The 11,421-nt window shown below is 70.5% G+C and carries 12 protein-coding genes; 3 read left to right on the top strand and 9 right to left on the bottom strand.

Annotated elements, in window-relative coordinates; genetic code table 11:
• Positions 1–10: 10 nt before the first annotated feature.
• A complete protein-coding gene (locus tag ASF45_RS28780) occupies positions 11–661 on the top strand; it encodes a flavin reductase family protein (protein ID WP_056671664.1) in 651 nt (216 codons plus the stop codon).
• Positions 662–668: 7 nt separating this feature from the next.
• Here the strand turns inward: ASF45_RS28780 and ASF45_RS28775 are convergent, their stop codons facing one another.
• The 9 genes from ASF45_RS28775 to ASF45_RS28735 all read right to left on the bottom strand — a co-directional run bounded on the left by ASF45_RS28775 (position 669) and on the right by ASF45_RS28735 (position 8,991).
• A complete protein-coding gene (locus tag ASF45_RS28775; protein WP_056671661.1) occupies positions 669–1,649 on the bottom strand; it encodes a LysR family transcriptional regulator in 981 nt (326 codons plus the stop codon).
• A 52-nt stretch (positions 1,650–1,701) separates the two neighbouring features.
• Complete coding sequence (dmpG, locus tag ASF45_RS28770; RefSeq protein ID WP_056671659.1) at positions 1,702–2,748, bottom strand: 4-hydroxy-2-oxovalerate aldolase; 1,047 nt, start codon at positions 2,746–2,748, stop codon at positions 1,702–1,704.
• Entirely contained in the window at positions 2,745–3,713 is a 969-nt protein-coding gene (locus ASF45_RS28765; protein WP_056671656.1) for an acetaldehyde dehydrogenase (acetylating), read from the bottom strand. Before ASF45_RS28765 ends, dmpG begins: the two co-directional genes overlap by 4 nt.
• Before the next feature lie 2 nt (positions 3,714–3,715).
• Complete coding sequence (locus ASF45_RS28760; protein ID WP_056671653.1) at positions 3,716–4,483, bottom strand: 2-keto-4-pentenoate hydratase; 768 nt, start codon at positions 4,481–4,483, stop codon at positions 3,716–3,718.
• The gene (gene mhpD, locus ASF45_RS28755) at positions 4,480–5,286 is read right to left on the bottom strand and encodes a 2-keto-4-pentenoate hydratase (protein WP_056671650.1); all 807 of its coding nucleotides are present in this window, start codon (positions 5,284–5,286) and stop codon (positions 4,480–4,482) included. Before mhpD ends, ASF45_RS28760 begins: the two co-directional genes overlap by 4 nt.
• Before the next feature lie 139 nt (positions 5,287–5,425).
• Entirely contained in the window at positions 5,426–6,460 is a 1,035-nt protein-coding gene (locus ASF45_RS28750) for an amidohydrolase family protein (protein WP_056671647.1), read from the bottom strand.
• Between the two features lie 10 nt (positions 6,461–6,470).
• The gene (locus ASF45_RS28745; protein WP_056671644.1) at positions 6,471–7,040 is read right to left on the bottom strand and encodes a 3-hydroxyanthranilate 3,4-dioxygenase; all 570 of its coding nucleotides are present in this window, start codon (positions 7,038–7,040) and stop codon (positions 6,471–6,473) included.
• Positions 7,041–7,069: 29 nt separating this feature from the next.
• The gene (locus tag ASF45_RS28740; RefSeq protein ID WP_056671642.1) at positions 7,070–7,501 is read right to left on the bottom strand and encodes a RidA family protein; all 432 of its coding nucleotides are present in this window, start codon (positions 7,499–7,501) and stop codon (positions 7,070–7,072) included.
• A gap of 8 nt (positions 7,502–7,509) precedes the next feature.
• Positions 7,510–8,991, bottom strand: a complete 1,482-nt coding sequence (locus ASF45_RS28735) for a 2-hydroxymuconic semialdehyde dehydrogenase (protein WP_056671638.1) — start codon at positions 8,989–8,991, stop codon at positions 7,510–7,512.
• A gap of 286 nt (positions 8,992–9,277) precedes the next feature.
• Here ASF45_RS28735 and ASF45_RS28730 point away from each other — a divergent pair, with 286 nt between their 5' ends.
• Together ASF45_RS28730 and ASF45_RS28725 are read left to right on the top strand one after the other, a co-directional pair.
• Positions 9,278–10,393, top strand: a complete 1,116-nt coding sequence (locus ASF45_RS28730) for an aryl-sulfate sulfotransferase (RefSeq protein ID WP_056671635.1) — start codon at positions 9,278–9,280, stop codon at positions 10,391–10,393.
• A gap of 26 nt (positions 10,394–10,419) precedes the next feature.
• The gene (locus tag ASF45_RS28725; protein ID WP_056671632.1) at positions 10,420–11,397 is read left to right on the top strand and encodes a tripartite tricarboxylate transporter substrate binding protein; all 978 of its coding nucleotides are present in this window, start codon (positions 10,420–10,422) and stop codon (positions 11,395–11,397) included.
• The last annotated feature ends 24 nt before the right edge of the window (positions 11,398–11,421 follow it).

Below are 11,421 nucleotides of genomic sequence, written 5' to 3'. Positions count from 1 at the left end.
CCGGCCCGCCATGCAGTACGTGTCCCTGCAGGGCCTGGACCGGATGCAGAAGTACTGGCTGATCACCGGCAGCGTCGGCCCGCGTCCGGTCGCGCTGGTCACCACCCTGGGCGCGGACGGCCTGTGCAACGCCGCGCCCTTCAGCGCCTTCAACTACATGGGCGAGGATCCGCCGCTGTTCGTGATCGCCATCGACCGCTACGGCGAGGAGAGCCACCGCCCCGGCGAGGCCAAGGACACGCTGCGCAACATCCTCGAGCGCCGCGAGTTCGTCGTGAACATGGTCGACGAGCCGATCCTCGAACAGGCGGTGCACTGCGCGACCGACTACCCCGCGCAGGTGTCCGAAGCCGAGGCCAACGGCCTCGCGCTGGCGCCCTGCACGCAGGTCGCCGTGCCACGCATCGCCCAGGCCCCCATCGCCTGGGAGGCGCGGCTGTTCAAGGTGCTGGACCTGTCGGCGCAGCGCAGCATCGTGTTCGGCGAGATCCTGGCCATGCATTTCCGCGACGATCTGCTGGACCGGGAGCGCCTGCGCGTGGACGTGGAGCGCTTCGCGCCGGTGGGGCGGCTGGGCGGCCCGAACTACACGCGCAGCACGGACCGGCTGCGGGTGCGCGTGCCGACCTTTCTGCAAGCGGCGGGCAAGCCGCGGGAGTAGCTGCGGCTCATTCCTGCAGGTTCAACGGGTCCTCCCCCGCCTGCTTCAGGTGCGTGATGAAACGCTTGCACGAGGGCGTGAGGTCCTTGTCCGCCCGCACCGAGAAACCGACGCGGCTGGTGTAGTGCAGGGCCGGCATGGGCAGGATCACCAGGCTGTCGGTCTGCACCAGTTGCATGGCGGCGGCCAGCGGCATGAAGGACAGCAGCTGCGTGCGCCGCAACAGCCCCACGTTGGCCAGCAGCGACAACGATTCCACGCGCGGCACCGGCAGCAGCATGCCGGCCTCGCCGAACATGCGCTCGACCGCGGTGCGGGCCGGCGAATCGGGCAGCGGGAGGATCCAGTCGGCCTCGCCCAGCTCCGTCACCGCCACCGAAGTGCGGCCCACCAGCGGATGGCGCGGGCCGCAGACCACACAGAATTCCTCGTCGTACAGCGTCTCGTGCCGGATCGGGTAGGCGGTGAAGATGGGCGAGTCGCGTTCGGGCAGGCGGCCCACGACGATGTCGATCTCGCCCATCATCATCTTCGGGAACAGCTGCGCGGCCGTGCCCTCGCGCAGCGTGACGATGATGCCCGGCGCCTCGCGGTGCAGGCTCGCGACCGAGCGCGGCAGCAGCACGGCCGAGGCCGCGATCAGCGTGCCGACCACCAGCTGCCCCCGGTCGCCCTGGCGGAAGGCCTGCACGTCGTCGGTCAGGTGGCGCAGCTCGGACATCAGCGAGCGCACGCGGCGCCCCAGCATGGCGCCGAACTCGGTGGGCGTGACGCCGCGGTTGGAGCGGTGGAACAGCGGCTCGCCGAACATGGACTCCATCTCGAAGATGGCCTTGGAAACCGCGGGCTGCGTCAGGCCCAGCTCGTTGGCCGCGCGGATGAAGGAGCTGGTGTCCAGCACGCGCGAGAACACCATCATCTGGCTCAGCTTGAGCTTGCGGCTCATGCTGACGGTGGACAGGCTCCGGGCGGCGGACGGCTCGTGCATGGCGGAAGGTCCAGAAGGTGGCGGTGCCCGATTCTGACGCGCCGCCCGGCCTTCAGGCGGCGGCCGTGCGCGGGGCGCGCAGCAGGTCCAGCGCCACGTCCACGATCATGTCCTCCTGGCCGCCGACCATGCGCCGCGCACCCAGCTCCACCAGGATGTCCACCGTCTTCAGGCCATACTTGCGCGCGGCCGCCTCGGCATGGCGCAGGAAGCTCGAATAGACACCGGCATATCCCAGCGCCAGGGTCTCACGGTCCACGCGCACCGGGCGGTCCTGCAGCGGGCGTACCAGATCGTCGGCGGCGTCCATCAGGCGGAAGAGATCCGTGCCGTGCCGCCAGCCCTGGCGTTCGGCAGCGGCGATGAACACCTCCAGCGGCGCGTTGCCAGCGCCGGCGCCCATACCGGCCAGGCTGGCGTCGATGCGGTCGCAGCCCTCCTCGACCGCGACCAGCGAGTTCGCGACGCCCAGGCCCAGGTTGTGGTGCGCATGGATGCCGGTCTCCGTCTCCGGCCGCAACACGTCCTTGAAAGCCCGGAAGCGCTCGCGAACCTCGTGCATGCCCAACGCGCCGCCGGAGTCCACCACATAGACGCAGCTGGCGCCGTAGCCCTCCATCAGCCGTGCCTGCTGCGCGAGCTGCGCCGGGGTCGTCATGTGGCTCATCATCAGGAAGCCCACCGCGTCCATGCCCAGCTCGCGCGCATAGGCCAGGTGCTGGCGCGACACGTCGGCCTCGGTGCAGTGCGTCGCCACGCGCACCACCCGGGCGCCGGCGTCGAAGGCACAGCGCAGGTCGTGCGCGGTGCCGATGCCGGGGATCAGCAGGGTCGCTACGCGCGCCTGGCGCACCGTCCCGGCCACGGCGGCGATCCACTCGACGTCGGTATGCGCGCCGAAGCCGTAGTTGAAGCTCGAGCCGTTGAGCCCGTCGCCGTGCGCGACCTCGATGCTGTCCACGCCGGCGGCGTCCAGCGCGGCGGCGATGGCCGTCACCTGCGCGATGCTGTACTGGTGGCGCACCGCGTGGCTGCCGTCGCGCAGCGTCACGTCGCTGATGTGCAGCTTGCGGGCGGCTGGGTCGTTCACCGGATTCATGTGCGCTCCTTGAGGCCGCGGGCGATGCCGCGCGCGATGCGTTTCTCGGCCATGGCCTCGGCACACGCCAGCGCGGCCGAGGTCATGATGTCCAGGTTGCCGGCGTAGGACGGCAGGTAGTGCGCGGCGCCCTCGACCTCCAGGAACACCGAGGTCTTCAGGCCGTGCCGCAGGCCTAGCCCCGGCACGTTCAGGGGCTGCTCCGGCGGCACGCGGTCGAACTGCACGCGCTGCTTGAGCCGGTAGCCGGGCACGTAGGCCTGCACGCGGGCCACCATCTGCGCGATGCTGGCCTCGACTGCCTCTTCGCTGGCGGACTCGGAGAGCGCGAACACCGTGTCGCGCATGATCAGCGGTGGCTCGGCCGGGTTCAGCACGATGATGGCCTTGCCACGCTCGGCACCGCCCAGCGTCTCGATGGCGGCGCGGGTGGTCTCGGTGAACTCGTCGATGTTGGCCCGCGTGCCCGGGCCCGCGCTCCTGCTGGCGATGGAGGCGACGATCTCCGCATAGTGGACCTTGGCGACCTGCGACACGGCCGCCACCATGGGGATGGTCGCCTGGCCGCCGCAGGTGACCATGTTGAGGTTGCCCGCGTCCACCGCGGCCAGGTTGATGGCCGGGATCACGTAGGGGCCGATGGCAGCCGGCGTGAGGTCGATGAGCTGCACGCCGCGGGCCGACAGCACCTCGTGGTGGCGCCGGTGGGCGCCGGCCGAGGTGGCGTCGAACACGGTGTCGATCTCGTCGAAGACCGGCAGGGCGAGCAGGCCGTCGAGCCCGCCGGCCGTGGTGGCGATGCCCAGGCGCTCAGCCCGGGCCAGGCCCTCGGACTGCGGATCGACGCCGACCATCGCGCCCATCTCCAGATGGCGCCCGTGGCGCAGGACCTTCACCATCAGGTCGGTGCCGATGTTGCCGGGACCGATGATGGCGACCTTGAGTTTCGGGTGGTGGTGGCGCATGCTCAGCCCCCCACGTGGAATGCGGCGCTGCCCAGGCGCTCCATCTCCACCGCGACATGCTGGCCGGGCCGTATCCATTCCGCCGGCGTGGCGCCGCCGGCCATGACCACCCAGCCGGCGCGCAGCGGCTCGCCCGCCGCAGCCGACAGGCGCGCCGCAGCCACCAGCGAGCGGATGGGATGGCCGAGGATGGCGGCGGTGGAGCCCACCTGCCGCACCTGCCCGTCGATGCTGAGCACCAGGCCCAGGTTGCCGAAGTCCTGGCGCGGATCGCACCACGGCCCGAGCACGAAGCCGCTGGACGAGGCGTTGTCGGCCACCACGTCGGGCAGGCTGAACTTGAAGTCGCGGTAGCGCGAGTCGATGATCTCCAGGGCCGGCGCGATGGCCTCCACCGCCGCCAGGGCCTCGACGGCCGTGGCATCGCCCGCCAGGTCCTTCTTCAGCACGAAGGCCAGCTCGGGCTCGACACGCGGATGCACGAAGCGCGCGAACGGCACGGGCGCGCCCTCCTCGCACTGCATGGCGCTGGTGAGGCGACCCCAGATCACATCGGAGATGCCCATCTGGACCATCTTGGCGCGGCTGGTGAACCCCATCTTCACGCCGACGCGCCGCTCATCGCGCGCCAGACGGCAGGCGATGGACGCGGCCTGCACCGCGTAGGCGTCGTCCAGCGACAGCCGGCCTTGGGGATCGATCTGCGGCACGGCGCTGCGCGCCTGCGCGGCCGTGTCCAGCAGGCGGGCCCATTCCTGGATCTTGCTCATGACGTTTCCTTGGAAGTTGCGGCTTCGAAGACGGCGCGGACACTGCCCAGGCCGCTGATCCGGGCCTCGAACACGTCGCCGGGCGCCACCGGCACCATCGGGCCGAGCGCGCCCGACAGCACCAGGTCACCGGCCCGCAGCGGACGGCCGAGCGCGGCCATGGTGCGCGCCAGCCAGACCACGGCGTTCAACGGATGGCCCAGGCAGGCCGCGCCGGCGCCGGTCGAAACCGGTTCGCCACGGCGCGTCATCGCCATGCCGCACAGGCGCAGGTCCAGCGCTGGCAGCGGCTGCGGCGTGGTGCCCAGCACATAAGCGGCGGACGACGCGTTGTCGGCCACGGTGTCGACGAAGCGGATGTTCCAGTCCGCGATGCGGCTGCCGACGATCTCCAGCGCGGGCAGCGCGTAGGCGATGGCGTTCATCACCTCGGCCTGCGTCGGCGCCGCCATGTCCAGGTCACGCCCCAGCACGAAGGCGACCTCGGCCTCGACCTTGGGCTGCTGCAAAGCCGCCAGCGAGATCGGCTCGCCGTCGCCGTAGCCCATGTCGTCGAACAGCATGCCGAAGTCGGGCTGGTCGACGCCAAGCTGGGCCTGCACGGCGCGTGCCGTCAGCCCGATCTTGCAGCCCACGATGCGCCGGCCGCTGGCGACGCGGTGCTCGGTGTTGAGCCGCTGGATGGCATAGGCGGCGGATCCGTCCAGCGTGGGATAGGTCTCGCACAGCGGCGCGATGGGGCGGCCGGTCGCCGCCGCCTCGCGCAGCGCTTGCGCGGCCGTGGAGAGTTGTTCGGGTGTCACGGGGACTCCTGGGATGGTGGTGAAAACGGTGGGTGGTGGTGGGTGCGGTGGGTGGAACAGGCAGGCGCAGCCATCCCCGGGGTGCCCTGCAGGCGCCCGCACAGAAAAAAGGGGATGCGGCAGCGGCCGGCCGCGCGGCTCAGGCGGGGGCGGCGCCCTCGGCCAGCGAGAAGAAGCGCAGCGCGTTGCCCGACAACAGCGCCTGGCGCTCGGCCTCGTCGAGGAAGTCGGCCTCCTGCACCAGCGTGCCGATGCGGGCCTCGCCCAGCGGGAAGGGGTAGTCCGAGCCGAGCAGGATGCGCTGCGTGCCGTGCACCTCGGCCAGCAGGCGCAGCGAGCGCGCGTCGAACACGGCGCTGTCCACATGGAAGCGGTCGAGGTAGGAGGACGGCAGGTTCGGGCAGTCCTGGCGCACGATGTCGCGGTGCCGCCAGGCGTTGTCGGCGCGGCCAAGCAGGAAGGCGAAGGCGCCACCGCCATGCGCGAAGCAGATCTTCAGCGAACGCGGGATGCGCTCCAGCGCGCCGGACAGGATCAGCGACAGCATGCCCAGCTGCGTCTCGGCCGGCATGGCCACCAGCCAGGGCAGCATCCATTTCGCCATGCGCCCCTGGCCCATCATGTCCCAAGGATGGACCAGCACGGGAATGTCGTCGCGGGCGCAGTGCGTGAGGAAGTCGACGAGCTGATCGTCGTCCAGGTCGCGCGGGCCGAGGTGGTTGCCGATCTGCACGCCCACGTGGCCCGCGCGCCGTGCGCGGCTGGCCTCGCGGCAGGCCAGCTCCAGGTCCTGCAGCGGCACCTGCGCCAGCACCTTGAGCCGCGCCGGGTCGGCGCTGGCGAAGTCCAGCGCATGGTCGTTCATGCGGGCACACCAGTCGGCCGCCAGGCGCGCCGGCGCGCTGTAGGCGAACATGATGGGCGTGGCGCAACTGATCTGCAGGTCCACGCCCTGGCGGTCCAGGTCGTCCAGCCGTGCCTGGGCGTCCCACAACACGCGGTCCACGGGGCGGAAGGGCCGGTCGCCCTGCATGATCTGGCCGTGCGCACCGTCGGCGTCGATGCGCAGCCAGGGGCCGCCGGCCCCACCGGCCCCACCCAGCGCGTCCGCCTCCGCCCGCGTGAGCCGCGGGAAGTGGTGGGCGTGCATGTCGATCTTCATCGTCTTGGGCATGGCTTGTCCTTCAGGCAAACGCGTGGTGTTCGGCCAGCGCGCGGTGCCAGGCGGTGGCATCGCGGCCGGGATGGACTTCGCCGCAGCGCGGGCAGGTGCGTTCGGCGGTGGAGGAGGCATAGAAACGCTCGTAGGCCGGCGGCAGGTCCGTCACGATGCTGTGCAGTTGCAGCGTCTGGCGCAGGACCGTCTCGCCGCAGCAGGCGCAGCGCCATTCGAAGGCGTCCTGCAGCGAGGCCGGGCGCTGCCGCTCCACCACCAGGCACAGGCTGCCGGCCTCGGGGCGCTGCGGCGAATGCAGCACGTGCGGCGCCATCAGGAAGATGTCGCCTTCCTTCAGGTCCACGCGCTCGAAACGGCCGCGGTCGGCGATCAGCAGGTGGGCATGGCCCTTGAACTGGTAGAAGAATTCTTCCAGCGGGTCGTCGTGGAAATCGCTGCGCCTGTTGGGACCGCCGACCACGGTGACCAGGAGGTCGCTGTCCTGCCAGATCTGCTGGTTGCCCACCGGGGGCTTGAGCAGATGGGCGTTGTCGTCGATCCAGCGCGGGAAATTGAAGGGGCGTCCGTAACGCAGCATGGCGTGCCAGTCTTTCTGTGGAGGGGGGTTCAGGCGTCACGGGCCAGCGGCTTGTAGGCCACGGCCTTGATCTCGATCAGCAGGTGCGGGTGCGGCAACTGGTGCACGGCCACCGTGGTGCGTGCCGGCCCGCCCTCGTCGAAGAACTCGCCATAGACCGCGTTGTAGCCGCCGAAGTCGTTCATGTTCACCAGGTAGGCGCAGACCTCGACCACGTCGGCCAGCGAAGCACCGGCGGCCTGCAGCACGTCGCCAATGTTGCGGATCACGGCCCGTGTCTGCGCGCGGATGTCCAGCGCCGTGGTGCCCAGGGCATCGACCTCGACGCCCTCGAAGCTGTTGTCCGGCCGGCGCGAACTGGTGCCCGAGACGTAGATGAAGTCGCCGGCGCGGCGGTAGTGGGGGAAGCGGCCGCGCGGGCGGGCCTTGCCTTCGACGATCTGGCTGTGGACGGTGGTCATGGCGCGCCTCAGAGCTGGATGCAGATGTTGCTGATCTCGGAATAGAAGTCGAGCGAGTGCCGCCCGCCTTCGCGGCCCAGCCCCGACAGCCGGGCGCCGCCGAAGGGCGTGCGCAGGTCGCGCGTGAACCAGGTGTTGATCCAGACGATGCCGACGTGCAGGCGCCGCGACACGGTGTGCGCGCGCTTCAGGTTGGTGGTCCACAGCGCGGCGGCCAGGCCGTACTTGCTGTCGTTGACGCGGCGTACGACCTCGTCGTCGCTGTCGAAGGGCGCGATGTGGCAGACCGGGCCGAACACTTCCTCGACGTTGCAGCGCGCGTCGTCCGGCAGCCCGGTCCAGATGGTCGGCAGCACGAAGGCGCCGTTGTCGCGGGCGTCGCCGAAGTGCGGTACGCGCCCGCCGGTCACGACGGTAGCGCCTTCTTCCACCGCCAGCGCAAAGTACGACAACACCTTCTGCCGGTGGCTCTGCGAGATCAGCGACCCCATGTGCACGCCGGGCTCGTCCGGATAACCGATGCGCAGCGCCTCGGTGCGCTGCCTGAGCGCGGCGACGAAGCGCTCAAAGATCGGCCGCTGCACGAACACGCGCTCCGAACACAGGCAGACCTGGCCGGAGTTCGTGAACGAGGACCTGAGCACGCCTTCGACAGCGGCGTCGAAGTCGGCATCGGCGAAGACCACGGCCGCGTTCTTGCCACCCAGTTCGAAGGACACCTCGCGCACACCCTCGGCCGCGACCTTCATGATGGCCTCGCCGGTGCGCGACTCGCCGGTGAAGGTGATGGCATCCACCATCGGATGCCGCGTCAGGAACTCGCCGGCCGAGCCGGGCCCGAAGCCGTGCAGCAGGTTGAACACGCCCGGCGGCAGGCCGGCGTCGTGCATCACCTCGGCCAGCAGCGTGGCCGACGAAGGCGTCTCCTCCGAGGGCTTGACCACCACGCAGTTGCCGCAGGCCAGCGCGGGCGCCACCTTCCAGGTCAGCAGCAGCAGCGGCAGGTTCCAGGGCGAGATGATGCCGATCACGCCGTGCGGCTTGCGCACCGTGTAGTTCAGCAGGTCGCCGGCCGGCGTGCGCGACTCGAAGGTCTCGCCGCCGCCCACCTTGACCAGGTCGGCGAAGGTGCGGAAGTTGGCGATGCCGCGGGCCACGTCCAGGCTGCGCGCCTGTTCGACCAGGCGGCCGGTGTCGGCCACCTCGGCCGCGACGAAGTCCTCGAAGCGGGCCTCGATGCCATCGGCGATGCGGTGCAGCACCTGCGCGCGCTCGGCCGGCGACAACGCGCCCCAGGGGCCGTCTAGCGCGGCCCGCGCGGCGCGCACCGCGCGGTCGACCAGCGGCGCGTCCGCCTCGCAGACCTCGGCGATGCGGGAGCCGTCGATGGGACTGGTGTTGGCGAAGCGCTTGGCGGTGGCGACGAAAGCGCCGTCCACATAGGGCATCGTCGTGCGCAGCGAAGCGGGGAGGGTCGGCGTCGATTGCATGTCATGGGCTCCTGGAGGCACTGCGAGCGCAGGGATGCGCTTGCGATGGGCAGGAATGTAGAGAGGGCCTGCCGCGCCGGCCAATGAAACTCCGGGCGGTGTCTATAACCGCCACTCATGGCGCCTGGCACGGCAGCGCGTGGCACACAGCAAGGGGCGCAGGAGACGCGCAGAGCGTCAAGAAATTTCTGACATCCCTGCAAAAACGTTCCGCTACTCCAGACGCTCGGCCATGCCCAGAATTCGCTCCATCGCAGCTTTCCCAATCCCCTGCAGGAGCACCGACATGGCCACCACCGTCGACCAGATCACCCAGCGCCGCCGCGGCGTCGGCCTCATCGCCCACGACCCCGCGGCCAGCGCCGGCGGCTACACGCTGATCGCGCCGCAGACGGCGGGCGGCAAGGTCTATCTGATCGACATGGCAGGCGAGGTGGTGCACCAATGGCAGATGCCCGTGCGCGCCGGCCGCCACGCCGTGATCCTGCCCAACGGCAACCTGGGCTACAACGGCAACCACGCCGAGTCGCCCGATCTGTATGCGCCCTGGTCCATGTGGCACGGCGGCGACTTCTACGAGGTCACGCCGTTTGGTGAGACCGTCTGGCGCTACCAGGATCCGGCCCACCACCACGACGCCCAGTGGCTGCCCAACGGCAACCTGCTCTACGCGGCCTGCGCACCGGTGCCCGCAGGCTTCGCCGAGCGCGTGCCGGGCGGCACGGCCCATGGCGAGAACGAAACGATGTACGGCGACGTGATCCGCGAGGTGGACCGTGCGGGCAAACTCGTCTGGGAATGGAAGGCCTGGGAGCACCTGCAGCCCGAGGACTTTCCCATCCACCCGGGCTTCGGCCGCTACCACTGGCCGCTGGTCAACGGCCTGGGCGTCGCGGGCGACGGCACCATCTACATGAGCCTGCGCACCACGGCCGGCATCGTCGGCGTGGACAAGGCCACCGGCGCGGTCAAGCAGCACATCCCGCCCTCGGTGGTCTCGCACCAGCATGCGCCCGTGCCGCTGGCCAACGGCCATGTGCTGGCCTTCGACAACGGCAACTTCCGCCACGGCGCGCACGTGGCCTTCTCGCGCGTGGTCGAGATCGATCCCAAGACCAACGAAGTCGTCTGGAGCTACCAGGACGAGATGGTCAACGCCTTCTTCACCGCCTTCATGGGCAACGCCCAGCGGCTGTGGAACGGCAACACCCACATCACCGAATCGGCCACGGGCCGGCTGTTCGAGGTCAACCCCGAGGGCGAGGTGGTCTGGGAGTTCATCCTGCCCTGGTTCGCCGAATACCCCGACGCGGCCGCGCGCAAGACCGGCCCGGGCCGCCTCAACAGCGTGTTCCAGACCTTCCGCTATCCGGCCAGCGCCCTGCCCTGGCTCAAGGCCTGATTTCTGCTTCCACGAGGTTCACCACCATGCCCGTCACCCGTCGCGTCGCATCGGCCCTGATGCTCGCCCTCCCGCTACTGGCCCAGGCCCAACCCGGCGCCTGGCCCAGCCAGCCCATCACCGCCGTCGTGCCGTTCTCGGCCGGCGGCAGCGTGGACGTGGCCGCCCGCCTCGTCATGCCCCGCCTGGCCGAACGCCTGGGCCAGCCCGTGGTGGTCGAGAACACCGTGGGCGCCTCCGGCACCATCGCCACCCAGCGCGTGATCAAGGCCAGGGCCGACGGCTACACGCTGCTGTTCGGCGTGGCCAGCCCGGTCACGGTGGCGCCGCTGGTCTCGCCAGGCCGGTTCAAGTACGACGGGCTCAAGGAGTTGCTGCCCGTGGTGCCGGTCGCGGCCTCGGCCTTCTTGCTGGTCGGCCGGCCCGACCTGCCCGCGGCCAACGCGGCCGAACTCGTGAAGCTCGTGCGCAGCCAGCCCGGCAAGCTCAACTTCGGCACCGACGGTGTGGGCACCAGCCTGCACGTGACGGCCGAGATGCTCAAGCAAAAGGCCCAGCTGGACATGGTGCACGTGCCCTACAAGTCCGGGCCCCAGGTGTTGACCGAGCTGGCCGGCGGCCAGATCGATCTGGCGGTGCTGCCCGTGGCGCTGGCCCAGGGCATGGCGCGCGAAGGCAAGGTCAAGGCCTTCGGCGTGACCTCGCGCCAGCGCGCCGCCACGCTGCCCGACGTGCCCAGTCTGTCGGAGACGGCAGAGTTCGCAGGCCTGGACGTGCTGGCCTGGCAGGGCCTGCTGCTGCCCGCGGGCACGGATGCCTCCATCGCCGCCCGGCTGGCGCGCGAGACGGCCGCCGTGCTGGCGGAACCGGACACGCAGCGCCGTCTGGCCGAGGCTGGCTTCGCTCCCATGGCCATGACGCAGGCGCAGTTCGCCGACTACCTGGCCCGCGAGAAGAAGGACCTGGCCGCCACCATCGCTGCGGCCCATATCACGGTCGACTGACAAGGCCGTCGTTCGCGCAAGGGC

This window comes from Pseudorhodoferax sp. Leaf265 (assembly GCF_001422365.1).
Lineage (GTDB): Bacteria > Pseudomonadota > Gammaproteobacteria > Burkholderiales > Burkholderiaceae_C > Pseudorhodoferax.
Note: the sequence above shows the minus strand (reverse complement) of the source record. Positions and strands in the feature narration are given on the sequence as shown.